Here is a 23,113-nt window from a genome sequence, read left to right on the forward strand (position 1 = left end):
GCATGGTGACAAGTGCCCCGGGAGTTTGCTACTAAATCAGGAGCTGCTCGCGCACATTCCACAGGGGCTACATGCCAATTTCACCTGAAACAATGGCCTCCACTGCCGACAGCACTGCGTCCCAAGGCCTGAGCAACGTACAGGCCGTCAAGTTGCTGGACGACCACGGCCCCAACGCACTGCCCGGCGCCGGCTCACGGCGCTGGACCGCCATCGCCCGCGAGACCCTGACCGAGCCCATGTTCCTGCTGCTGCTGGGTGCTGCCGTGCTCTACGGCCTGCTGGGCGACTGGCAGGAGGGCGGCATTCTGCTCGGGCTGGTGGTGATGGTGGTGGCGCTCACGCTCTACCAGGAAGGCAAAACCGAACACGCCATGCAGGCCCTGCGCCAGCTCGCCAGCCCGCAGGCCCAGGTGCTGCGCGACGGCAAGGCCCAAGCCGTGCCGGGCAGCACCGTGGTGCCGGGTGATGTGCTGGTGCTGGCCGAGGGCGACCGGGTGGCCGCGGATGCCACGCTCTTGAGCGGCAGCGATGTGATGGCGGACGAGTCCATGCTCAGCGGCGAATCGGTGCCCGTCGAAAAGGCCGCCACCGGGGGCGACGCCGCCCTCTTCGGCGGCACCCTGCTGGTGCGCGGCCACGGGCTGGCGCGGGTGGAGCACACCGGCGCGGCGTCGGCCATGGGGCGCATCGGCAGCGCGTTGGACGGCTTGGGCCCGGAAGACTCGCCGCTCAAGCAACAAACGACCGTGCTGGTCAAACGCCTGGCGGTGGTGGCGTTTGCTGCCAGCGTGCTGCTGATATTGGCCAGTGGACTGATGCACGGCAACTGGACCGCCGCCCTGCTCTCGGGCATCGCCTTGGCCATGGCCTTGCTTCCACAAGAATTCACCGTCATCCTCACCGTGCTGCCGGCATTGGGTGCCTGGCGGCTTGCCAAACAGCAGGTGCTGACCCGCCGCCTGGCCGCCATTGAAACTCTGGGGGCGACCTCGGTGCTCTGCGTGGACAAAACCGGTACCCTGACCGAAAACCGCATGCGGGTGGCCGCCTTGTTTGCCTATGGTGGCACGGCAGCAGATCAAACTCTGGCCCTCCCTGACGGCGAACCCCACGCGTTGCCGGAGGCGTTTCACCGCGTGGCCGAGTACGCCATTCTGGCCAGTGTGGAGGAGCCGTTTGACCCGATGGAACAGGCCTTCCACCGGCTGGGCGCCCAGACCCTGCAAGACACCGAGCACCTGCACCGCGACTGGACCCTGGTGCGCGAATACGGCCTGAGCCCGCAGCTGCGCGCCATGTCGCATGTGTGGACGGCCGATGACGGCGATGCCCACATCGTAGCCGCCAAGGGCGCGCCCGAGGCGGTGTTCGACCTGTGCCACCTGCCGCCTGCCGAGTTGGCCCGTGCCCAAGCGGCAGCCGCTGCATTGGCAGACCAAGGACTGCGCGTGCTGGGCGTGGCCTCCAGCCGGGTACCGGGTGCAGCGGGCACTATCACCCTGCCGGGGCAGGAGCACGATTTCGACTTCACCTTGCTCGGCCTCATCGGGCTGGAAGACCCGCTGCGCCTGGGTATTGCCGACTCGGTGGCGGAGTGTTTACAGGCAGGTATCCGGGTGGTGATGATCACCGGCGACCACCCGGGCACGGCCACTGCCATCGCAAAACACGCGGGCATCCTCACCGCAGCCACAGGGCCGGGTAACACGGCGGCCGATGAAGTGCTCAATGGAGACGACATCGACACCCTGGACGACGCAGCCTTGCGCGAGCGCATGCGCCACACCCGGGTGTGCGCCAGGGTGGCGCCGGTGCAAAAGCTGCGCATCGTGCAGGCCCTGCAAGCCGAAGGGCAGATCGTGGCCATGACCGGCGACGGTGTGAACGACGCCCCTGCCCTCAAAGCGGCCCATGTAGGCATTGCCATGGGGCAACGCGGTACTGATGTGGCGCGCGAATCGGCAGCCTTGGTGCTGCTGGACGACAACTTTGCGTCCATCACTGCCGCAGTGCGGTTGGGCCGGCGCATTTTTGACAATGTGCGCAAGTCCATGGCCTATGTGCTGGCGGTGCATGTGCCGATTGCCGGCATGGCGCTGCTGCCGGTACTGCTGGGCTGGCCGACCGCCTTGTTCCCGTTGCACATTGCTTTTCTGGAACTGGTGATAGACCCGGCCTGCTCCATGGTGTTTGAAAACGAGTCCGCCGAGCAAAGCGGCATGCAACAGCCCCCGCGCGATGTGAAGGCGGCTTTGCTGAACCGTGGCACCCTCTGGCAGGCGCTTGCGCAAGGCGTCGTGGGTTTGCTGGCGGTTGTGGGCGCCATGGCCTGGGGCCTGGCCCATGCCAGCCCGGAGCATGCGCGCACACTGGCGTTTGCCACCCTGCTGCTGGTCAACCTGAGCCTGATCTTTATGAACCGCAGCGCCCAGCTGAACCCGCGCGCCTGGCTGCTGCGTCCCAATGGCGTGTTATGGGGCGTATGTGCGGTGGCAATGGGCGTGTTGCTAGCCATGGTGTACGTACCGTGGATACGGCAATTGGCGGCTTTCGCGGCACTGGATGCAGAGCAATGGGCGGTGTGCGCAGTTTTGGTAGGGCTTACCTTGCTGGCCTGCGCAGGCCTGAAATGGGCAGGCCGCCAAGACCCTACCCCGCCGGGAGCCTGATCAGGCCTTGGGCAGCCGGCTGCGGGCGCGCTGCACCCGGTCGGCACTGACGGCTATCTTCACCGACTGGAAGTTCAGGGGCGTTACCAAAGCCCACGCCGGGTCGTTGGTGTCGCGGCAGATGTACTGCACCACGGGCATGCTGTTTTTGTCCATCACCGGCACCACCCAGGGGGCATTGGCCCGCGTGCCCCGCTGGGCAACGACCGCGGTGTCGCCATTGGCGAGCAAGACAAACGTGCCCGGGGGGTAGAAGCCCGTAGTGGTGGCCATCGCAGCACCCACATTGGCTGCATCTCCTTCAGTGCCGGCAAAAATCGACTTGGCGGCAGCAATCGGCGGCAAGGGCGACCGGGTTTTGCGGGCTGCCATTTTGGCGACGAAGGCATCCGCCGTTGCCAGCACGCGGCGCGCCATGCGATTGCGGGGCAACGCATCCATGCTTTGTGGCTGGTGGTGCCAGCGGACCAAATCCAGCGTGTCCTCGTCTTCCAACCCCAGGTTGCGCAGGGTGTCGGCACTCAGGCTTGCATGCTCAGCAATCAGCTTGCGCTGCCACTCTGACGGTGCCGTGTTCTGGCGGGACAAGCTGTCCTGGTCCCGTGCCATGCCGATATTCTGGGTCAGGGCTGCGTCCAGCAGGCTGCGACGCAGGCTCGCGTCCAGACCCAGTTTCTCGGCGGTGAGCAGGCTGATGGCGCCGGTGAGCAGCGCATGAGTGGAGCAGTAGCCCAGGCTGTTGTCGCCCAGCATCTGAAACAGGCGAAACAAGGCATCGTCCGCATCAGCAGCCATCAGCTTGAGTACGCTGCGGGCAATGCCGTCGAGGCGGGATAGCGGGTTGATGGCCAAGCCGCCTTGGTAGAGGATGCCGCGCAGCACGTCCTGCAAATCCGGCCAGCCGCCGCTCAGCGGGGTGCCCACCACATAGTCCACCTCGCGGATGCGGGAGGGCATAGGCGCTTTGGCAATGGTTTGCACATCCACACCATCGCGCAGCATCTCGTGCACCATGCGCTCGTAGGCACGCTGCCAGGCCATGGCGTCGCCCGGCGTGGAGCTGGCGTTGAAGGCGTGGAGCTTGTCCCGGTGCTGCTCGGAAACGACCGGTTGCCCTTTCTTCAGGAGTAGCTGGCCGGTATCGCTCCAGATGTCGATAGGCAAAGGGCGGCCCACTTCCAGCATGGCAATGGGGATGGGCACATATTTCATGGGGGGCTAGTCTGCCACGACCACCGGTACCCGCTGTGCGAGCGCACACATCAATTCATAGCCAACGGTGCCAGCCGCCGCGGCAATTTCATCAATCGGCAGCACCGCACCGTTGGCTGCGCGGCCCCACAAAGTGACTTCGGAGCCCATGCCGGCCTGGGGCACCGGGTCGAGGTCGACGGTAATCATGTCCATGCTGACGCGGCCCACAACGCGGCTGCGCACGCCATTGATCAGCACCGGGGTGTCGGTCGGGCAAATTCGGGGGTAGCCGTCGGCATAGCCACAGGCCACCACACCGATGCGCATCGGCTTGTCGGCTGTGAAGTTGGAGCCATACCCAACCGTATCGCCCGCGGAAAGTGCGCGGGTAGCTATGATTTTTGCAGCAAGCGTCATGGTGGGCTGCAGACCCCAATGCGCGATGTCGTGCTCCGGGTAGTCCGGCGCACTGCCATAGGTGGCAATGCCGGCGCGCACCCAGTCTGACACCAGGCCGGGGCCGGAATGGCGCAGGGTGGCCGCGCTGTTGCTGACAGTGCGCTCACCGGGCAGGTCGTCAGTGGCTTGCTTGAACACGGCCATCTGGCCAGCAATGCCTTTGGGGCCGTCGGCGTTGCTGAAGTGGGTCATGAGCGAAATTTCGTCCACCTGAGGCAACGCATTCAAGCGGGTCCAGGCGGAACGCACCTGCTCCGGCTGGAAGCCCAAGCGGTTCATGCCGGAGTTGACCTTGAGGAACACGCGGTGTGGCTCGTTGGTTTTGTGGATGGCCAGCATGTCGATCTGCTCCTGGCAGTGCACGGTGTGCCACAGTCCCAAGCGTGAGCACAGCTCCAGGTCGCGTTGTTCAAACACGCCCTCAAGCAACAGGATGGGCCCACGCCAACCCAGGTTGCGTACCCGCTGGGCTTCTTCCAGGTCCAGCAGCGCAATGCCATCAGCCCCCCGCAAGCCCTCGAAAGCGCGCTCGATGCCATGACCATACGCGTTGGCTTTGACCACGGCCCAGATACGGGCATCCGGCGCAGCGCGGCGGCAGACTTCAAGGTTGTGGCGCAGGGCCTGGGTATGAATGGTGGCTTGTATGGGACGTGGCATGGAGTGAGAGGCAAGAAGGGACTGCGAAGATTTTGACATTCCCTACCGTGCTATAACCGTTGCACGTTTGGAGACTCACAACAATATCCTGCGCATTAGCCCCGCTAATACGCCTTGACCCCACCCATGAAACGCGGCTTCTTCACCATCATGTCAGCGCAGTTTTTCAGCTCGCTGGCCGACAACGCCTTGTTTGTGGGAGCCGTCCAGCTATTGCGCAGTTCCGGTTCTCCGGAGTGGCTGCAGGCTGCGCTGGTGCCCATGTTTGCATTGTTTTACGTCGTTTTGGCGCCTTTTGTGGGTGCTTTTGCCGACGCCATGCCCAAGGGCAAAGTCATGCTGATCAGCAACGGCATCAAGGTCGTAGGCTGTCTGCTGATGTTGTTCGGCACCCATCCGCTCATGGCCTACGCCATTGTGGGTTTGGGGGCTGCGGCCTACTCCCCGGCCAAGTACGGCATCCTTACCGAGCTGCTGCCTGCCTCCCAATTGGTCAAAGCCAACGGGTGGATTGAGGGGCTGACGATCGCATCCATCATCCTGGGCGTGTTGCTGGGCGGGCAATTGGTAGGCCCGATGATTTCGAGTGCGCTGCTGTCATTTGATTTCCCGTTCATTACCACCAGTATTGACACCGCACCGGAAGCAGCGATCGGGGTTCTGATTTTTGTGTACCTGATTGCCGCCTGGTTCAACACCCGCATTCCGGAAACGGGCGTGAGCATGCGCGCCATGCCCAAGAACCTGCTGAGCCTGCTGCCAGATTTCTGGACCTGCAACAGCAAACTCTGGAAAGACAAGCTGGGCCAGATTTCTCTGGGTACCACCACCCTGTTCTGGGGTGTGAGCGGCAACTTGCGCTACATCGTGCTGGCCTGGGCCGCAGCGGCGCTGGGCTACAGCGTCACCCAAGCCTCGGCGCTGGTCGGCGTGGTGGCTATCGGTACCGCCGTCGGTGCGGTGGTGGCTTCTTTGCGGATGCGCCTGGAGCATGCCGTGAACGTCATTCCCTTGGGCATTGCCATGGGCCTGCTGGTGATCTTGCTCAACTTCATCAACAACGTCTGGGTGGCAGCTCCGTTCTTGATTCTGCTGGGGGGCCTGGGCGGCTTTTTGGTAGTACCCATGAATGCCTTGCTGCAGCACCGGGGCCACAACCTGATGGGCGCAGGCCGCTCTATCGCGGTTCAGAACTTCAACGAGCAGGCCTGCATTCTGGGCTTGGGCGGGTTCTACGCCTTGTCGACCAGCTTGGGGCTGTCGGCGTTCGGCGCCATCAGCGCGTTCGGCATTGTGGTGGCCGGCTTCATGTGGCTCATCAAGCGCTGGCATGAGCGCAATTGCCGCGATCACGCGGCCGAAGTGAACCATTTGCTGGATATCGCGCGCAACGACAACCTGCACGGTTGATTGAAGTTCGCAGCGCCGGCCACACAGGGTTAGGGTCGGAGCTCTGAGGCTTCCGGGGCAGCGTACTCCACGCGGTCACGCCCCAGTTGTTTGGCCACATACAAGGCCCGGTCTGCGGCGGCGTAAATGGCATCAACGGTGCCGTGCTTTTGCGCCGGAACGCTGCTGACCCCGAAACTGGCAGTAACGGCAATCAGCCCGCCGTCGAATGCGATGGCAGCGTTACGCACCGCATCACGCAGCTTGGTGGCCACCTGCAGTGCGCCCTCCCGGCCCGTGGCCGGCAGCAGCACAATGAACTCTTCCCCTCCCAAGCGGGCCAGCGTATCCGTGGCGCGCAATGCCTGGTTCAGGCAGGCGGCAGTGGCCTTGAGCACGGCATCGCCCCCGGGGTGGCCATAGCGGTCATTGATTTTCTTGAAGAAATCCAGGTCGACCATGATGACGGCAGTTTCACATGGCACACGGGTGGCCCTAAGCAGTTCCATCTGCGCCAGGCGGATGAACTCGCGCCGGTTGTAGAGCCCGGTCAGGGCGTCGTGGTCCGCCAGAAACGCGAGCTCCTGCTGCTGGACGACGAGTGCCTCGTTGCTACGTTTGAGCTGGCGGCGCAGCAGGACGGACTTGGCATATTGCGACCAGTTCATCCACGCCGTGACCAACGCCAAAGCCGGAGCAACCGCTGCGATGACATGCAGACTCGTGAGCTGCAAGGGGTTCACCGATGCGTGCTCCAGCATGGATACGAACACAAGGTACGTCATGCCGAACACCGGCACGGAAATGGCCGGCCGCATCAGCGAGAGAACACCGAACATGATGCAAATCATGAGGTAGCTGGCCAACCCGGCCCCGGCATTGAACACCAGATCGATCAAAGTGACATGGGCGCCGAAGTAAAGATACAAGCCCGATATCGCAATCTGCAGGGCAATCGCGGCAGCATTGGCGCGCTGCCGCCGGCGCAACAGCGCGTGCGTCATCAAGCCGGTAATCACCACACCGACAAACGCTGCCAGTTGGGCATCGACCAGGGCACGGGCCCATTGCGCCAATTCGGGATGCGCTGCGGGCGGTGAGTAGGACGCAAACACCAGCGCCAGAATGGCGTGCAGGGGTGCAGTGAAACAAGCCACGCCCCGGAAGCGACGCAACGACTCCATGGTGGCCTCGCCTTGCACCTGGTGATTGGCCTCTTGCGAGGCGCGCCAGCGGGCGAGAAATCCGGTGGTCTCTTGTGATGGTTCCAAGCATGGTCTCCTTCCCCATGACAAATCTTCCCAGCATTGGCATGCCAGCACAAGCTCTTTACGCAACTGGTATGGTTGAGATTGGAGTTTGCCCACCGAGGAGTTTTTATGACGCGCGTTTACGACTTTGAAGCCCAGACCATCCAGGGAAAGACGGTTTCACTGAAGGAATTCGAAGGCAAGGCCATGCTGATCGTCAATACGGCCAGCGCTTGTGGCTTCACCCCGCAGTTCGCCGGGCTGGAGGATCTGCACAAAGAATATGGCGACCGGGGATTGGTGGTGCTGGGCTTTCCCTGCAACCAGTTCGGCGCCCAGGACAGCGGCAGCAATGATGAAATCTCTTCGTTTTGCCAACTCAACTACGGCGTGAGTTTTCCCATGATGGCCAAGATTGAGGTCAACGGCAGTGATGCCCATCCGCTGTACCAGTGGCTGGTGAAAGAGGCGCCCGGTCTCCTGGGCACCAAGGCGATCAAATGGAATTTCACCAAGTTCCTGATCGGCAAAGATGGGCAGGTCCTCAAGCGCTATGCGCCGACGGACACACCCGCCAGCCTGGCCAAGGACATCGAAGCCGCCTTGGCCTGAGACCCGCTACCGGAAGGCGCTGCGCTCAGGGTGCGGCGCTCAGTGCAGCATCCAACACTTCCACCCAGTGACGGACGGCGGTCTCGGTACCACTTTGCAGGTGGCTGATGCAGCCGATATTGGCACTGATGATGACCTCGTGGGCCGCAGGTGCCAGGTGGCCCAGCTTGCGGTTACGCAGCTGGTAGGAGATCTCAGGATTCAGCACCGAATAGGTGCCGGCTGACCCACAACACAGGTGTGCCTCGTTGGCCGCTACCCGCACGGCGAAGCCCAATGCGGTCATGTGCATCTCGACGCCACCCTTGAGCTTCTGGCCGTGCTGCAAGGTACAGGGCGGGTGGAACACCAAGGCAGGCGTGTCAGCGCCAAGCTGCAGGCGTGGTTTCAACGCCGGCACGAGTTCCGGCAATAGCTCGCTCAAATCCTTGGTCAACGCGCTGATGCGGGCGGCCTTTTCCGCGTAGACCGGGTCATCGCGCAGGATGTGGCCATAGTCTTTCACGGTGGCGCCGCATCCGGAAGCATTCATCACCAAGGTGTCCACGCCTTGCTCGACGTAGGGCCACCAGGCATCGATGTTGGCGCGCATGTGGGCTTTGCCGCCGTCCTGGTCATTCAGGTGGAATTTCACCGCACCGCAGCAACCGGCGGCGGGGGCCACGACAGGCTGTATGCCTGCCGCATCCAGCACGCGTGCGGTGGCGCTGTTGATGTTGGGCGACATGGCGGGCTGCACGCATCCGGCCAGCATCAAGGCTTTGCGCGCATGGGGCCGCGCGGGCCAGGCGCCTGCATCCTGCGGCACCGGCACCTTGTTTTTCAGGGTCTGGGGCAAGAGCGGACGCACCAGCTGGCCCAGCTTCATGGCCGGCCCGAACAGGGGAGAAGGCAGGCCTTCCTTGAGAGCCCAACGCAGGGCTTTTTCGCCAGCGGGGCGGGGCACTTTGGCATCCACCAGTTTGCGGCCAATGTCCACCAGATGCCCGTAGTCCACACCGCTGGGGCAGGTGCTTTCGCAGTTGCGGCAGGTCAGGCAGCGGTCCAAGTGCATCTGGGTTGCGCGGGTGGGTTCTTGCCCCTCCAACACCTGTTTCATCAGGTAAATGCGGCCGCGTGGCCCATCCAGCTCGTCGCCCAGCAATTGGTAGGTAGGGCAGGTCGCGGTGCAAAAGCCGCAGTGCACACATTTGCGAAGAATAGCTTCTGCGGCCTGGCCATCGGCGGTATTCTGGTATTCGGGGGCGAGGTGGGTTTGCATGTCAGAAGTCGGAGTAGAGGCGACCGGGGTTGAAAATGCCGGCCGGGTCGAATGCAGCCTTCAAGCGCTTGAGCAAAGCGCCCTGCCCCGCAGATTGCGAATGATTTTGGCACTTGGCGCCCGTTGTATCTGCGCCAGCAGCTACAAAAACAGTAGCATTTCCGCCCGCAGCTTTGGCGGCCGCCTGCAAGCGTGCGCCTGCCTGCAAGGGCGCCCAGAGCCAACGCAGGCCGCCATGCCATTCCACCAACTGGGGCCAGGGCAGGTCCAGCACCGGCGCAGTCTGGGCGACCGACAGGCGCCACAGCACGTGGTCAGCTTGGCCTCCTCCAGTGAAGAAAGGGAGCTTCTGGTCGCGGCACAAGGCCCAATCTGCAGCGGCTTCCGACTTGTCCATACGCTCCCCGGGCACCTCTTTCAGCATGCGACCGCACGCCGCTTCCACAGCCGCTGCAGCACCCCGCAGCCGGACAAACAACAGATCCCGCCCCGCCTGCCCTGCTGATGCGTCATGCACCCAGCAACTGGCATTCAAGGGCAGGGGCTCGCCGCCCCAGCGGTGCAAGTGCTCGAGTGCGTCCGACTGTGGCAGGGGGAACACCAAAGTCGCCTCGCTGGGCGCAAGCGGCAGCACCTTGAGGGAGACCTCTGTGATCAAACCCAGCGTGCCCATGGCGCCTGCCATGAGTCGCGACACGTCGTAACCCGCCACATTCTTCATGACCTGGCCCCCGAAGGTGAGCCGCTCGCCTTGCCCGTTGATGAGCTTGAGACCCAGCACATAGTCACGCACACTGCCCACGCTGGCGCGGGCCGGGCCGGCCAGCCCGCTGGCCACCATACCCCCGACGGTGGCTTGGCTGGCACTGCCGGACCATCCGAAGTGCGGCGGCTCGAAGGGCAGGCACTGCCCTTGGGCGAGCAAAAGACTTTCGAGCTCTGACAAAGGCGTGCCTGCAGCTACGGTGACCACCAGCTCGCTGGGAGCGTAGTCCACCACACCGGTCAAACTGCGGGTATCCAACAAAGCTGCCGGTTGCAGACAGCCAACAAAGTCTTTGCTACCACCACCACGGATCTGCAGCGGCGTGCGCTGCGCAGCGGCTTGGCGGATCTGGTCAACGAAGGACTGAAGGGCGTCGGGCGATTGGGACATGGCGGCAATGGTAAGCGGCCGCTCCTGCCCCTTGTGTGAATTTTTTGAACGCAAAAGCGCCGGAAATTTGCGCCCCGCGTTGGCAGAGCTCGACTTGCCTGCAGCTCAATCCGCGAAAAAATGTACCGGCAGGCCGGCCACATCGACCCGCATGAAGAACACCGCTCCCGACAAGGGAAACTGCGTCAGCTCGGCCGCACTGCGGCCATGGCGCGCAGTGGTGATGTACAGCGTTTTAAGATCCTCGCCCCCGAAGCAAGGCATGGTCGGGCACTGCGCGGGTGTCTCCCAGCTATCTAGCAGGCTGCCATCAGCCGCGAATTTGCAAATGCGCCGCCCCTCGAACATTGCGGCGTAGTAATTGCCCTCCACATCCACGGCGGCACCGTCGGGGCGGCCGGCGTAGTCCGTGTTTTCGAACGTCCATCCCGCGGGTTTGGGCTCATAAGTGCGCCAAACCCGGTGTGCGCTCAGGAGGTTGGACGCGAGGTCATAGTCCCAGGCGTGGGTGAGGTGGTTGGGCGTATCCGACCAGAACACGGTGCGGTTGTCGGGGCTCCATGCCAGGCCGTTGGCGGTCAACGCATCACCGGCATGGCGTTGCACCGTGGCGCTGCCGGTGCGGCAGTCCACCGAAAAAAGCTCTGCAGCACGGCCCGCCTTGGGTTCGTCGATGGTGCCTACCCAGAAACGGCCCAGAGCATCGCACTTGCCATCGTTGGCACGAATCACTGCCGTGTCATAGGGCAAGGTGGCAATGCACTCAAGCTCGCCGCCCCACTCCTGCGCGCGGAACACCCCATCGCGCAGGGCGATGACCAAACCACCCTTGGCAGCCGGTGCAATGCAACCGGGCTCGCTGGGCATGTCCCAACGCTGCACAAAGCCCATGTAAATATTGGCACGCAAAATTGCCTTGCCGGGAATATCCACCCAATACAGTTGCTGCTCCGTTGGATGCCAGAACGGGGATTCACCCAGTTCGAACACGTCGTCGCTCAGGGCCTGCCAGCTCATGCCTGCACCTCTTGCGTAGAACGCACTTCTACCCGCATGCTGCAACTGAAGCTTTCACCCGGCTGCAAGGTGACGACCCCCAGGCTCTCTGCGCTGGCGCCGGTGGCACCCATCAGGTTCAGCGCGTTGTTCACATGGCTTACCGGCTCCACGGCGATGTTGTCGCGCTCTGGCGTGGTGAACACCACCAGGCGGCTGAGCGCAGATCGCACGGTGACATTCAGTTGGCTGTCCTGGAGCGTGAGCACACCATCCCAGCCGTCAAAACAATGGTCCACCGTCAATGCGGCAGTCGGCTGAATCAGCCCGGAATGGGGCTCGCGATGGGTCGGTAGTTTGTCGGCCGCCATTTCCCAGCGGCCACTGGCGGCGAACTGCACTGTCGCGTCGGCACGCTTAACGAAGTAAGGGTGCCAGCCCAGCCCCACCGGCGCGGGGGTCCGGCTCTGGTTGGTCACGCTCAGGCTCATGTCCAGGGCGCCGTCTTCGAGCTTGAAGGCTTGCGAGCAGTCAAAGTCAAACGGCCAGGCGGCGTCTGCCTTGTGTTCCATCGCCAGCAAAGCAAAGCTCTCCGTGCTCTCCAACACCGTCCAGGGCCGCTCCCAGCCGATGCCATGGATGGTGTGGGGTTCGGGGTCAAAGTTTTTCACCAACGGGTGGCTGGTGCCGGACCATTGCAGCTGCCCATAGCCGATGCGGTTGGAAAATGGCACGAGCGGAAAGCTCGCTGATTGGCGCACGCTCGTGAGCTCTGTGCCCTGGGTAGACCGCATCACCGGAACCTCATTCATCCACATGCCGGCAATGGAGCCGCCGAGTTCGGGGCAGATGTCGCAGCGCAAGGGTCCATGGCGCAGGGTCAGGGGCGTACTCATAGAGGGATTCCGTTTAGAAGGGTGAATGCAACAGCGTGGCATTGTGCACCGCCCGGACACAAAAAAGCCCGGCAACCTCGCGGTTACCGGGCTCAAGTCTCAAGAAGAAACTGGTTCGAAACTGCAACGCAGTGCGCTGCGTTCAGTGCTTAGCGGTTGTAAGCAGTTTCACCGTGGCTGGAGATGTCCAGACCTTCGCGCTCTTCTTCTTCAGAGACGCGCAGACCGATCACCAGGTCCACCAACTTGAATGCGATGAATGCCACGACTGCAGACCAAACGATGGTGACCAACACGCCTTGCAACTGGATCCACACTTGGCTGCCGATGGAGTATTCAGCGCCGACTGCGTTAGCAACGTAGTCGTACACACCCGTACCGCCCAAAGAAGGTGCAGCGAACACACCGGTCAACAAAGCGCCAACGATACCGCCAACACCGTGCACACCGAACACGTCCAGAGAATCATCAGCACCCAGCAGGCGCTTCAGACCGTTCACACCCCACAGGCAGGCAAAGCCGCCGATCAGGCCGATCGCGATGGAACCCATGGGGCCCACGAAACCGCAAGCAGGAGTGATAGCAACCAGGCCAGCCACTGCACCGGAGGCAGCACCCAACATGGAGGCCTTGCCGCGGGACAAAGCTTCACCGGTAATCCAGGCCAAGGTAGCAGCAGCAGTTGCCAACAAGGTGTTGATGAAGGCCAGAGCAGTCAGGCCGTTGGCTTCGAGGTTGGAGCCGGCGTTGAAACCGAACCAGCCGAACCACAGCATGGCAGCGCCCACCATGGTCAATGTCAGGCTGTGAGGAGCCATGGGTTCCTTGCCGTAACCGATACGCTTGCCCACCACGTAAGCACCGACCAAGCCCGCAACCGCGGCGTTGATGTGCACCACGGTGCCACCAGCGAAGTCCAGTGCGCCCTTGGCCCACAGGTAACCCGCAGCAGCCACCACTTTTTCCAGGGAAGCAGCGTCAGTGATCGCATCAGGGCCGGCCCAGTACCAGACCATGTGAGCCATGGGCAGGTAGCTGAAGGTGAACCACAGTACGCAGAAAGCCAGCACGGCAGAGAACTTGATGCGCTCGGCGAATGCACCCACGATCAGAGCGCAAGTGATGGCTGCGAATGTGGCTTGGAAAGCGACGAATGTCAGCTCAGGAATCACCACACCTTTGCTGAAGGTAGCGGCCACCGAGTCCACGGTGATGCCCTTGAGGAACAGCTTGTCGAAAGTGCCGAAGAAGGCACCGTCACCGCCGAAAGCCAAGGTGTATCCGTAGACAGCCCACAGCACATAGATCAGTGCGGTCACTACGAACACTTGCATCAGCACGGACAGCATGTTCTTGCTGCGGACCAGACCGCCGTAGAACAAAGCCAAGCCGGGAACTGTCATGAACAGAACCAGCGCAGTGGAGATAGTCATCCAGGCGGTGTCGCCCTTGTTGGGAACGGGAGCAGGTGCAGCAGCAGGTGCCGCTTCAGCAGCGGCAGGAGCAGCTGCGGGGGCTGCTGCAGGTGCAGCGGCTTCAGGAGCGGAGGCAGTGGCCGCGGGCGCATCAGCTGCGGGAGCGGCGGTTTGGGCCAGGGCGAATGTTCCTGCTGTCAGCAGGCTCATGCCGAGCGCCAGCGTGGCGAGAAGTTTTTTCATGTTCATGCTCTCTTTCTTTTTACAGCGCTTCTTTGCCGGTTTCACCGGTACGGATACGCACCACTTGTTCCAAGTCGTAGACAAAAATCTTGCCGTCACCGATCTTGCCGGTACGGGCTGCGCCCTCAACAGCCTCGATCACGCGCTCCACCAGAGCGTCGTCAATCGCTGCTTCAATCTTGACCTTGGGAAGAAAGTCCACCACGTACTCTGCACCGCGGTACAGCTCTGTGTGGCCCTTTTGACGGCCGAAGCCTTTGACTTCGGTCACGGTAATGCCTTGCACGCCCATGCCGGACAAGGCTTCGCGCACCTCATCGAGCTTGAACGGTTTAATGATGGCCGTCACGAGTTTCATGTGTTCACCTCAGCTTGATAGTTGATTACAGAGTCCGGGCCTGGTCGCAAGTCTTGCCAGGTTTCAGGAGCTAGGGTCGATAAAGCAGAAGCCGTGCCAAGTTGCCTGAATGCTTGCATTAGCAAAAATCCCCACCTATTAGGCGGGCTTACGCTAAGATACCTGTATAAAACCACAGCATGCACTGCTTTGGTGCAGAGTCGCGCAATGCACCGAGTTATTGCGCACCTTTTTGGGAAATCAGGGTTATGAGCTTGTCTTTGGTGCAAAGTCGCGCCTTATTGGGGCTGGAAGCGGTGCAAGTGACGGTCGAGGTGCATCTGGCGAACGGTTTGCCGAGCTTCACCCTGGTCGGTCTGGCGGATGTGGAAGTCAAAGAAGCCCGCGAGCGGGTGCGATGTGCCATCCAGAACAGTGGTCTGGAGTTCCCGAACAACAAACGGATCACCGTGAACCTTGCTCCGGCCGACCTGCCCAAAGATTCCGGGCGACTGGATTTGCCGATTGCGCTGGGCATTCTGGCGGCAAGCGGGCAGATCGATGCCGGTGCATTGGCCGGTTTTGAATTTGCGGGGGAGTTGTCACTGTCTGGTGAATTGCGCTCTGTGCGGGGCGCTTTGGCCATGGCACTGGCTTTGCGCAAGACCACGACCTGCCCCCAATTGGTATTGCCGCCCGGCAATGCCGAAGAGGCCGCGCTGGTACCCGACTCCAGGGTCATCCGTGCGAGGCATTTGCTGGATGTGGTGCACCACTTTGCGCCGGGCGGCCAAGCCAAGGATGCCGATGGCACTCCCTTGGAGCAGGACCCCGATGGGTGGGTACGGGTAGAAGCAGCTGCTCCTCAGCGCGCCAACATCGTCCCGGACCTCGCTGATGTCAAAGGGCAGGTAGCCGCCAAACGTGCCTTGGAGATTGCTGCTGCAGGAGGCCATAGCCTCCTTTTGGTTGGCCCGCCAGGCTCTGGAAAATCCATGTTGGCGCAGCGGTTTGCTGGTTTATTGCCGGATCTGGATACTGATGAGGCCTTGGAGAGTGCAGCCATTGGTAGCTTGTGCGGGCGGTTTGACATGCAACGCTGGGGGCAGCGCCCCACCTGCAGCCCGCACCACTCCGCCAGCGCCGTGGCCCTGGTGGGCGGGGGCTCACCTCCACGACCCGGCGAAATCTCGTTGGCGCACCACGGTGTCCTGTTTCTGGATGAACTCCCGGAGTTTCCACGCCCTGCCCTGGAGGCGCTGCGGGAGCCACTCGAAACTGGCACCATCACCATTGCTCGGGCGGCCCGGCGCGCCGAGTTTCCGGCGCGATTTCAATTGATCGCAGCCATGAACCCTTGCCCTTGCGGCTACCTGGGCTCCAGCATCCGGGCCTGTCGCTGCACGCCGGACCAGGTTTCACGCTATCAGGGCAAACTCAGCGGCCCCTTGATGGACCGAATCGACCTGCACGTAGAAGTACCGGCTTTAGCTGCAGAGGACCTCCTCAACAGCCCGCCCGGTGAGAGCAGCGCCGCCCTCCGCGAAAGAAGCCGGGTTGCACGGGCGCGCGCGGTCCAGCGCCAAGGCAGCAGCAACCAGGCTCTCGCTGGCCAAGCCATTGACCAGTTTGTGGCGCTAGAGCCGGCAGCCTCCAAGTTTTTGCAAACTGCAGCAGCACAATTGGCTTGGTCCGCCCGCAGCACACACCGGACCCTGAAAATTGCGCGCACTATTGCGGACCTCGCAGGTGCGGAATCCACCCAGCTGGCCCATGTGGCAGAAGCCATGCAATACCGTCGGGTGCTGAAAGCAGCAGGCTAAGGCCGTCGCTATGTTTTTTGCAGCTGCTCGCGCACAACCAGCGAGCGCCAAAGCCTGATTTGGCTCTGCCCCGAGGTGGGCAATTCACGATCAAGGTTTGTCGTTGAGAGCGACCCCCTGCTGACGCAGGTAGGTGAGTACTTCTTTGCTGACCGGCGCAATGGCACGTGCTTTCTCCGCCAAGTCTGCCGCCGCAACCAACTGGCCCAAAGCTGCCTGGGACACTGCACTCCCCAGCAACCAGCGTTGCTCGGCAGGACGTGCCTGCAAGGCGGTGGCATAAAACTGCAGCGCATCCTGATGCCTACCCAAACGTTGCGCGGCGTTGGCGCGCACCGCCCACAAGTCTGGTTGCCCGGCCATGAGCGGCTCTGACCGCCCCAATAAATCCAGAACCGCTGCTGCCCTGCCTTGCGCCAACTCCATACGCGCCAACTCACGCACCAGTTGCAACTGGATGGCGGCAGGGGCGGGTGGAGTGGCACGCTCGGCCGTGTGCAAAGTGTCCTGCAGGAGCTGAATGGCAGCATCCGCCGAACCGCTGCTGTACAACGCCTGGGCCTGGGCCAGTACCTCACGGGTCGCATTTTGTTGACGCTGCGCGGTGACGACGGGGTCCGGCGTGGCTGCTGCAACCGGCGCAGCGGTCGTGGCAGCAGTTACAGGTGGTGGTGCTGGAGAAACCGTATTTGAAGGAGTAGAGGGCTTTAGCCCGGCGGACTCTACGGTGGATGTGCCCGCTTTGGGAACCGCAGGGATTGACGTTGTCGCTTGGACAACCGGCTTGGATGAAACAGGTACATCTGGGCGTGGAACCACAGAGGACGCGGGCAGTGCCACCCCCGCATTGATGGCAGGTGGCAGCACAACTGCGGGTTGCGAGGTGGGCTGAGTCACTACCTGCAAAGGTTCCTGAGGGGCAGAGGCGGCCGACACCGCAACCGGTAAAGAAGAGGATGGACCGGACCACCACCAAGCAGCAAATCCCATCACCAGCAAGGCAGCACCGATGCCGCCCCATAGCGCGGCAATGTTGCCAGGGGTATTCGCAGGTGCATTTGCCTGGAGCTTGGTGGCCATACGCGTTCCAGACCGCAAAACCGGATCGAGGGTAGAGGCGCTACGCTGGTCCAGGTCCCGCAGCATTTTGTTGATCACACTCATTCGTACACCTCACCGGCAGTCCGCACCGCAGTGCTTTGGCGGAAACGACCGCCACGTAACCAGTGCCACCAGCGGGCAGGTCCCCGCAGGGGCTTTATCAGCCCGGGTGTATCCGCTGCCGCCAACTTCACATGCGCCATGCTCACCCGGTGCACGCCCTCCCCATATGCCAACATCAGGCATTTATGGGCCAGGATATTGACCAGTCGAGGCACTCCGGCGCTGGTCGCGGCAATGTGCCGCACAGCTTCAGCCTCAAAAACATCCAGATCTGTATGTTCACTCAATGCCGCACGGGCCAAGCGATGACGCAAATAGTCGCCCACCGTACCTGAGGCCATGGGGCCCAAGTATTCGCTAAAGGTAATGCGTTGCAGCAACTGCCGGATCTCCGGCCGCGCCAGTTTGGTGTCCAAGTCCGGCTGCCCCAGCAGTACTAGCTGAATCAGTTTGCGTTTCTCGGTTTCAAGATTGGACAGGAGTCGAAGGCTCTCCACGGTCCGGACCGGAATGGCCTGTGCCTCGTCAATGCACACCACCACGCGCCGGCCATGCACAGCGTGCTCCAACAAGCATCGCCCGATGGTGGTCATCACCTGATGCCGGTGTTGGCGGTGGCTCACTTTCAGGCCCAGTTCCGCTGCAAGTGCCAGAAGCAAATCGTCAGGGCCCATATCCGGGTTCGGTATGTAGGCCGTCACGCACTCATCCTGCAGTGTCTTCAAGAGTTGACGGCAAAGCACCGTTTTGCCACACCCCAGTTCGCCAACCACTTTCAGAAAACCTTCGCCGCTACGCAATGCCACCAGCAAAGTGTTCAGTGTGGCTTGCGCGCCTTCGTGGGCAAAATAGAAGTCTGTATCCGGCGTGATGGAAAACGGGGCCTCACGCAGCGAAAAGTGCCCCAAATACATTACTTGGCAGGGCCGTCAAGCTGGATGACGCGAGCGCGGGTGGCATCCATTTCATCGATGGCTGCCCGGGCGCGGCGGCCCTGCGCCTCCCAGTCGGCGGCAGTCCGGATGATGGTGGGCTTGATCAACACGATCACTTCCTTTTTGCGACCTTGGGTGGCGCGGTTGCCGAACAGTGCGCCCAAGCCGGGCATGCTGGTCGTGCCGGGAATGCCGGACGCGTTGCGGCTGGATTCCAGCTGCATCAAGCCACCAATCGCCACGATAGAACCGTCCTGGATACGCACCAACGTGTCCGTTTCGTTGACGGCACTAGAGGCCAAGGGCAACTTGAAGTTGCCGGCGCTGCCCAAATCGATCTGCTTGGACTTTTCCGTCACCGTAGTCAAGGATGGGTGCACGTGCAAAGTGACGTTAACGCCATCATCAATCTGTGGCGTCACATCCAGAGAAATGCCCGAGAAGAACGGTGTCAGTGTGACGGTGGGCAAGGTGCTGGTCGTGGTGCTGCTGGAGGTTCCACTACTGGAGTTGGTGCCACCGGAAACATTGGTCACAAAGAATTCATCGGTGCCGACTTTCAAAACAGCTTTCTGATTGTTCAGCGTCGCTACGCGCGGGCTGGAGAGGGTTTGCACATCGCCCTGCGTTTCCAGAAAGCCCAACACGGCGCCGAATTGGCTGGTCGCCAAGGCGAGACCAAACAGGCCACCACCGGTTGCGACAGATGGGAAAGCCACTGCGCCATTGATAGTGGTGGTGCCTTGCACGAAAGCATTGGTGCTGGTCACGCCACTGCCGATCACTCCCGCTGCCACTTGAGTGCTGCCATCGTTATTGAACGCACCCCAGTTCACACCGCTCTGGTAGCCGTCACGCAACTCGACCTCCACCACTTTGGCCTCCAGCATGACTTGACGCTCCACCGAGGCCTGTGTGGCTTTGAGGAACTTGTCCACCTGGCGCAATTCTTCCGGCATGGCGCGCACGGCCAGAATTCCGGCTTGCGGACTGGCCACTACGCTGCGCCCTTCCCCGTTGCCCACCAGGCTCTTGATGGCCCCGGTCAGTTCCCCCCAGAAATCAGATTTGGAGGTTGTCGACACCCGGCTGTTTTCGGGTTGTGAAGACGTCCCATTGGTCGAATTGGCGGTGTTGTTCGTCGTGCCACCTGACGTGGACTGCTGCAAGGCTGCGCCGGAAGAAACGCGGAGCTCGCTGCTACCTTGCCGCTGCGAGGTGGGGTAGTTCAGGCTGAAGACACGCGTCTGCAGGGTCGGGGCATAGACGGTGATGCGCCGCCCTTCCATTTTGAAGTCATAACCATACACATCCCGGATCGCCTCCAGCGCCTCTACTACGGTGACGCCACGCAAGGTCACCGACAGCGTTCCGCTGACATCGGGATGCATGAGCATGCTGTAACGTGTATCGGCCACGATGGCGAGGAACACTTCCCTCGCCTGCGCGTTGTTCACCAGCAGGTCCAAGCGAGGTTCAGGCGCAGGGGCAACCACGGGTGGGGGCGGCTCCGCCAGTGCCTCGCTGACCTTGGCCGGCACTACCGCGCTGGGTTTGGGTGCCGCTGCCGGAGGCAAATCGGCCTTGATGGCCGCGCTGACATCGGGGGTACGCAAGGGGCGATCCAACGCGCCGCATCCACTGAGCAGCAGCCCCCCGAGCAAAGAACCTACGAGAGGCGCGTAGCGCCTCAACAGGAATACAGACATGGAAGCAGAAGAGTTCATGGGTCGGGACTTCACGGTTGTGCACCTTCACAAGGAGCCACAGGGGTCACGGCTTGGGGGGAGTCTGAAGATTGCGTAGGGGACGCTTTGCGTTTGGCGCGTGCGGACGATGCGGCGGGTTTTACCGCACACGCGACAGTGGGCCTAGCAGCAGAGCGCTGGATACCGGTGAAGCGTTGCACCTTGGTGAGCTGCCCACCTTCACGCAACCAGATTTCTGTTTCGGTAATGCGCTCGAGCTTGGCATTGCCGACTTTCTGGCCCACGGCATAGAGCCGCGTTCCCACCATCAGATAGGGCTGTCCGTTTTGCATGATCACACTGCTGCCTTGGGGCGACGCACTGCCACCGCCTGCTGCTTGCGAGGGCATGACCACTCCAGCTTCCGCAGGCGGTGCGGTCGGATCACGGTCTGCGGCCGCCGCCCAGGCTGCTGCACTGAAACACAGGCTCGAGAGAATGCGCTTCATGGCTGCACCTCCAGCACATACACGCGCAGTGTGAGTTCCGGGGTTTGCTTATCGACGGCCAGTTGCATACTTCCCCAGCGCAAGCGAGGCAGCGCCTGCTCCAGGCTCTGAACATAGCGTGTCAGGTCGGCATACGGACCGGCCACCTTGAGTTCCAGACCCCGGCGCTGGATGCCGGGGGTGCTCGTAGCGTCGTTGGCACCAGCCTCTGCAGGCACCGTACCCGACGACACCAGCCGCAGGCCCGGACTTCGCTTGAGAAACTGCACCAGCACCTGTTCCAGAGCTTCGCTACCCGCAGAGGTGCCCGGAGCGATGGCTGCAATCTCGGCGCGCAAAGCTTCAATGCGCGCCTGCGACTGCGCTACTTCAGCGCGCAAGTCCGCACTACCGTCCACAGGTTTGGACACTGCCGCCAATTCGGCACGGAGGCGGTTGACTTCTGCACTCTGACTGAGAAACCGCTGTTGAGTTTGCTTGTAGGCCGTTTGTGCCGGTGTGAGCCAGAGCACATCCGCAACAGCCAATATGACGACCAGTAGCGACAGGAACAAAAACAGACGCTCGCGCAAACTTAACGCATTGATGCGCCCGGCCTGAACAGCCCACCATGCTTTCATGGCTTGCCTCCCGCAGGAGGCGCATCAGCAGGCTGGGGTTGCGCACTCACCAGATTGAAGGACCAGGCTTCACGGCCTGCTGCCGCAGGGACGCTGCCGGCCACCGGCGCATTGGCACTTGCTACTGCGGTGCTCTGGACCTTGACCGTTGCCAAGCGCAGGCCTTGCATCAAGGGGCTTCCAGACAGCCGACCGACCCAATCATTCAAAGCAGAAGGCTCCAGCGTGAAGCCACTGACCTCCATGCGCCCACTGTCGGCTTTGACCTCGGTAATCCAGACCGGCGCCGGAATGCTGCGGGCGACGAGTGCCAATCGGTCGGAATGACCGTAACCCGGTTTCCAATTGCCTTGTTGCAGCGCGCGCAAGATCAGCTCTTTGCTGTCGATCTCGGCACGCTTGTCCTGCGCCTCTTTCGTGAGTTCCGGCGACGGTGGCTGTGCCATGGCTTTGCTGCGGTCAATGGCCAGTTGCAGACTTTGCATTTCCTGCGCTTGGGTTTGCATGGCTGCCACAAAGCCTTGGCTGGCGTTTTGAAGGTTCCAGACCCAAGCCGCGCACAGGCCCCCGCCCAAGACGACAAACACACCGAGCGCCACCCCCACGGTATTGGCCGAAAACGGCAGTCGCGGCTTTTGCAGGGTGGGTGAACAGAGATTGATTTGTTGGGGCATGGTCTCAGGTCCTCATGCCTTTCGCACTTCTGTGCGCAACAACACGCCTAGCAAGGGCAGGCACAGGGGCAGGTCGGCCGCGGATATCTCAGCCAAGCCTTTGAACGCAATGCCTGTGTTGAGTGCACTCACCGTCTGCCCCGTATCGCGGCTCAGCCATTGCGCCAACTCATCACTCCGCTCACCGGCAAAGACCTTGACCCCGGCCAGAGGAAGGTTTGTCCAGGTGCGTTCCCACAGATCGATGGAGCGCTGAACTTCCACCAACAAACGCTGAGCCCGGTCAATATCGGACTGCTCGGCACTGGCAGGGGCGGCGCCGGTAGTCGAGAAATCACTGCCGTATCCGCCTCCGGCGTATCCGGGTACGTATTCCTCTACCGGCGTGTAGGCATCCAGAGGGGCCTGCTGTTCCGTAACTGCTGCGGTCCAGGTCATGCCCATAAAGCCATCTGGCAAGTCGAGGCGACGGCTGTAGTACAACTCTCTGCCGGCGCTGATAGTAAGCAGTGTCTGCCGGCCTTCCGAAATCATGAGCGCGCAGGTGGCGCGCTCCGGCTCTTCGATGCTTTGGAGATTGCGCTGGGCCATGTCCTGCACATCGATCACGCGAACGTCCCACTGCAATGCGTTGGCCAAGGCCATGACATCGCGTACGACTGCATTGTTGGCAGCGACCACAAACAACTGGGACGCGGCCCGGCCTTGTCCGTCGCCCACTTTCAACACGTCGATGGTCAAGTCGTCCAAGTGAACGTCGACCATCTCCTTGATCTGATAGCGGGCGGCGGAGCGTAATTCTTCAGGCGCAACTGCCGGTGCTTCAATTTGAAGCAACTGGTATTGCTCGGGGCGGAGCATGACGTCGGTGACGTAACCTTTGAGGCCCAGTTGCACCAAACGGCGGGAAAACTCTTCGAGGCTATCGGTACCTTGTAATTCCACACCGGACCGGATGACAGTGAAATCGTTGCCAGCCCCTGTAGCCAACAGGTACACCAGGGTCTGACCCGACCAGGAAACCACCAAGCGCTCTCCACGGGAGGCACGACGCAAAGGCCAGCGCATGGTTAGCCGCCTCCGGAGGGGTGAATGCTGAACAGTGTGTGCGTGGCTTCAATCATGAATCTGTTGAAAGTCGGAACCGCTTGCTCTCATTT

Annotated in this window: 20 protein-coding genes; 4 read left to right on the forward strand and 16 right to left on the reverse strand. The window is 61.9% G+C overall.

Annotation, left to right across the window (positions count from 1 at the left end):
• Positions 1 to 71 precede the first annotated feature (71 nt).
• A complete protein-coding gene (locus tag AEP_RS11695) occupies positions 72 to 2,672 on the forward strand; it encodes a cation-translocating P-type ATPase (protein ID WP_232459816.1) in 2,601 nt (866 codons plus the stop codon).
• Here AEP_RS11695 and AEP_RS11700 read toward each other — a convergent pair whose 3' ends face one another.
• A complete protein-coding gene (locus AEP_RS11700; RefSeq protein ID WP_087495541.1) occupies positions 2,673 to 3,884 on the reverse strand; it encodes an HD-GYP domain-containing protein in 1,212 nt (403 codons plus the stop codon).
• Between the two features lie 6 nt (positions 3,885 to 3,890).
• Positions 3,891 to 4,985, reverse strand: coding sequence for an alanine racemase (gene alr, locus AEP_RS11705; RefSeq protein WP_087495542.1), 1,095 nt, complete (start codon positions 4,983 to 4,985; stop codon positions 3,891 to 3,893).
• A gap of 126 nt (positions 4,986 to 5,111) precedes the next feature.
• Between alr and lplT the strand changes: the two genes are divergently transcribed.
• Positions 5,112 to 6,395, forward strand: coding sequence for a lysophospholipid transporter LplT (gene lplT / locus AEP_RS11710; protein ID WP_087495543.1), 1,284 nt, complete (start codon positions 5,112 to 5,114; stop codon positions 6,393 to 6,395).
• Between the two features lie 29 nt (positions 6,396 to 6,424).
• On the opposite strand, the gene AEP_RS11715 is transcribed toward lplT, so the two are convergent.
• Positions 6,425 to 7,645, reverse strand: coding sequence for a GGDEF domain-containing protein (locus AEP_RS11715; RefSeq protein ID WP_087495544.1), 1,221 nt, complete (start codon positions 7,643 to 7,645; stop codon positions 6,425 to 6,427).
• Positions 7,646 to 7,753: 108 nt separating this feature from the next.
• On the opposite strand from AEP_RS11715, the gene AEP_RS11720 reads away from it, so the two are divergent.
• The gene (locus tag AEP_RS11720; protein ID WP_087495545.1) at positions 7,754 to 8,236 is read left to right on the forward strand and encodes a glutathione peroxidase; all 483 of its coding nucleotides are present in this window, start codon (positions 7,754 to 7,756) and stop codon (positions 8,234 to 8,236) included.
• Between the two features lie 25 nt (positions 8,237 to 8,261).
• On the opposite strand, the gene glcF is transcribed toward AEP_RS11720, so the two are convergent.
• The 6 genes from glcF to glnK all read right to left on the reverse strand — a co-directional run bounded on the left by glcF (position 8,262) and on the right by glnK (position 14,561).
• Positions 8,262 to 9,497 (reverse strand): glycolate oxidase subunit GlcF, encoded by a 1,236-nt coding sequence (gene glcF / locus AEP_RS11725; protein ID WP_087495546.1) that lies wholly within the window; start codon positions 9,495 to 9,497, stop codon positions 8,262 to 8,264.
• Position 9,498: 1 nt separating this feature from the next.
• Positions 9,499 to 10,653: a glycolate oxidase subunit GlcE gene (gene glcE / locus AEP_RS11730; protein WP_087495547.1), complete on the reverse strand. Its 1,155-nt coding sequence runs from the start codon at positions 10,651 to 10,653 to the stop codon at positions 9,499 to 9,501.
• 105 nt (positions 10,654 to 10,758) lie between these two features.
• Positions 10,759 to 11,670: an SMP-30/gluconolactonase/LRE family protein gene (locus tag AEP_RS11735; protein WP_087495548.1), complete on the reverse strand. Its 912-nt coding sequence runs from the start codon at positions 11,668 to 11,670 to the stop codon at positions 10,759 to 10,761.
• A complete protein-coding gene (locus AEP_RS11740) occupies positions 11,667 to 12,545 on the reverse strand; it encodes an aldose 1-epimerase (protein WP_157673151.1) in 879 nt (292 codons plus the stop codon). Before AEP_RS11740 ends, AEP_RS11735 begins: the two co-directional genes overlap by 4 nt.
• Before the next feature lie 149 nt (positions 12,546 to 12,694).
• Positions 12,695 to 14,209: an ammonium transporter gene (locus AEP_RS11745; RefSeq protein WP_087495550.1), complete on the reverse strand. Its 1,515-nt coding sequence runs from the start codon at positions 14,207 to 14,209 to the stop codon at positions 12,695 to 12,697.
• A gap of 13 nt (positions 14,210 to 14,222) precedes the next feature.
• Positions 14,223 to 14,561: a P-II family nitrogen regulator gene (gene glnK, locus AEP_RS11750; RefSeq protein ID WP_087495551.1), complete on the reverse strand. Its 339-nt coding sequence runs from the start codon at positions 14,559 to 14,561 to the stop codon at positions 14,223 to 14,225.
• A gap of 248 nt (positions 14,562 to 14,809) precedes the next feature.
• Here glnK and AEP_RS11755 point away from each other — a divergent pair, with 248 nt between their 5' ends.
• Positions 14,810 to 16,363: a YifB family Mg chelatase-like AAA ATPase gene (locus AEP_RS11755; RefSeq protein ID WP_087495552.1), complete on the forward strand. Its 1,554-nt coding sequence runs from the start codon at positions 14,810 to 14,812 to the stop codon at positions 16,361 to 16,363.
• A gap of 90 nt (positions 16,364 to 16,453) precedes the next feature.
• Here the strand turns inward: AEP_RS11755 and AEP_RS11760 are convergent, their stop codons facing one another.
• Genes AEP_RS11760 through AEP_RS11790 form a run of 7 tightly spaced genes read right to left on the reverse strand, consistent with a single transcriptional unit; the run spans position 16,454 to position 23,021 of the window.
• A complete protein-coding gene (locus AEP_RS11760; protein WP_087495553.1) occupies positions 16,454 to 17,527 on the reverse strand; it encodes a tetratricopeptide repeat protein in 1,074 nt (357 codons plus the stop codon).
• Entirely contained in the window at positions 17,524 to 18,441 is a 918-nt protein-coding gene (locus tag AEP_RS11765; protein ID WP_087495554.1) for an ExeA family protein, read from the reverse strand. Before AEP_RS11765 ends, AEP_RS11760 begins: the two co-directional genes overlap by 4 nt.
• Entirely contained in the window at positions 18,441 to 20,189 is a 1,749-nt protein-coding gene (locus AEP_RS11770) for a pilus (MSHA type) biogenesis protein MshL (RefSeq protein ID WP_198301814.1), read from the reverse strand. The genes AEP_RS11765 and AEP_RS11770 overlap by 1 nt, the downstream gene beginning before the upstream one ends.
• Positions 20,190 to 20,200: 11 nt before the next feature.
• On the reverse strand, positions 20,201 to 20,659 hold the full coding sequence (locus tag AEP_RS11775; protein ID WP_087495555.1) for a hypothetical protein: 459 nt from the start codon (positions 20,657 to 20,659) through the stop codon (positions 20,201 to 20,203).
• A complete protein-coding gene (locus AEP_RS11780; protein WP_087495556.1) occupies positions 20,656 to 21,279 on the reverse strand; it encodes a hypothetical protein in 624 nt (207 codons plus the stop codon). The genes AEP_RS11775 and AEP_RS11780 overlap by 4 nt, the downstream gene beginning before the upstream one ends.
• Positions 21,276 to 21,953 carry a PilN domain-containing protein gene (locus AEP_RS11785; protein WP_087495557.1) on the reverse strand — a complete coding sequence of 226 codons (678 nt, stop codon included), beginning with the start codon at positions 21,951 to 21,953 and terminating at the stop codon, positions 21,276 to 21,278. The genes AEP_RS11780 and AEP_RS11785 overlap by 4 nt, the downstream gene beginning before the upstream one ends.
• 12 nt (positions 21,954 to 21,965) lie before the next feature.
• The gene (locus AEP_RS11790; RefSeq protein WP_087495558.1) at positions 21,966 to 23,021 is read right to left on the reverse strand and encodes a hypothetical protein; all 1,056 of its coding nucleotides are present in this window, start codon (positions 23,019 to 23,021) and stop codon (positions 21,966 to 21,968) included.
• Positions 23,022 to 23,113 lie beyond the last annotated feature (92 nt).

The organism is Curvibacter sp. AEP1-3, assembly GCF_002163715.1.
Taxonomy (GTDB): Bacteria; Pseudomonadota; Gammaproteobacteria; order Burkholderiales; family Burkholderiaceae_C; genus Allorhodoferax.

What these genes read in the sequence shown, in the direction of transcription:
- AEP_RS11695 (WP_232459816.1), top strand. Translation starts at nt 72, where the DNA reads ATGCCAATTTCACCTGAAACAATGGCCTCCACTGCCGACAGCACTGCG.
- AEP_RS11700 (WP_087495541.1), bottom strand. Translation starts at nt 3,884, where the DNA reads ATGAAATATGTGCCCATCCCCATTGCCATGCTGGAAGTGGGCCGCCCT.
- alr (WP_087495542.1), bottom strand. Translation starts at nt 4,985, where the DNA reads ATGCCACGTCCCATACAAGCCACCATTCATACCCAGGCCCTGCGCCAC.
- lplT (WP_087495543.1), top strand. Translation starts at nt 5,112, where the DNA reads ATGAAACGCGGCTTCTTCACCATCATGTCAGCGCAGTTTTTCAGCTCG.
- AEP_RS11720 (WP_087495545.1), top strand. Translation starts at nt 7,754, where the DNA reads ATGACGCGCGTTTACGACTTTGAAGCCCAGACCATCCAGGGAAAGACG.
- glcF (WP_087495546.1), bottom strand. Translation starts at nt 9,497, where the DNA reads ATGCAAACCCACCTCGCCCCCGAATACCAGAATACCGCCGATGGCCAG.
- glcE (WP_087495547.1), bottom strand. Translation starts at nt 10,653, where the DNA reads ATGTCCCAATCGCCCGACGCCCTTCAGTCCTTCGTTGACCAGATCCGC.
- AEP_RS11735 (WP_087495548.1), bottom strand. Translation starts at nt 11,670, where the DNA reads ATGAGCTGGCAGGCCCTGAGCGACGACGTGTTCGAACTGGGTGAATCC.
- AEP_RS11740 (WP_157673151.1), bottom strand. Translation starts at nt 12,545, where the DNA reads ATGAGTACGCCCCTGACCCTGCGCCATGGACCCTTGCGCTGCGACATC.
- AEP_RS11745 (WP_087495550.1), bottom strand. Translation starts at nt 14,209, where the DNA reads ATGAACATGAAAAAACTTCTCGCCACGCTGGCGCTCGGCATGAGCCTG.
- glnK (WP_087495551.1), bottom strand. Translation starts at nt 14,561, where the DNA reads ATGAAACTCGTGACGGCCATCATTAAACCGTTCAAGCTCGATGAGGTG.
- AEP_RS11755 (WP_087495552.1), top strand. Translation starts at nt 14,810, where the DNA reads ATGAGCTTGTCTTTGGTGCAAAGTCGCGCCTTATTGGGGCTGGAAGCG.
- AEP_RS11760 (WP_087495553.1), bottom strand. Translation starts at nt 17,527, where the DNA reads ATGAGTGTGATCAACAAAATGCTGCGGGACCTGGACCAGCGTAGCGCC.
- AEP_RS11765 (WP_087495554.1), bottom strand. Translation starts at nt 18,441, where the DNA reads ATGTATTTGGGGCACTTTTCGCTGCGTGAGGCCCCGTTTTCCATCACG.
- AEP_RS11770 (WP_198301814.1), bottom strand. Translation starts at nt 20,189, where the DNA reads ATGAACTCTTCTGCTTCCATGTCTGTATTCCTGTTGAGGCGCTACGCG.
- AEP_RS11775 (WP_087495555.1), bottom strand. Translation starts at nt 20,659, where the DNA reads ATGAAGCGCATTCTCTCGAGCCTGTGTTTCAGTGCAGCAGCCTGGGCG.
- AEP_RS11780 (WP_087495556.1), bottom strand. Translation starts at nt 21,279, where the DNA reads ATGAAAGCATGGTGGGCTGTTCAGGCCGGGCGCATCAATGCGTTAAGT.
- AEP_RS11785 (WP_087495557.1), bottom strand. Translation starts at nt 21,953, where the DNA reads ATGCCCCAACAAATCAATCTCTGTTCACCCACCCTGCAAAAGCCGCGA.
- AEP_RS11790 (WP_087495558.1), bottom strand. Translation starts at nt 23,021, where the DNA reads ATGCGCTGGCCTTTGCGTCGTGCCTCCCGTGGAGAGCGCTTGGTGGTT.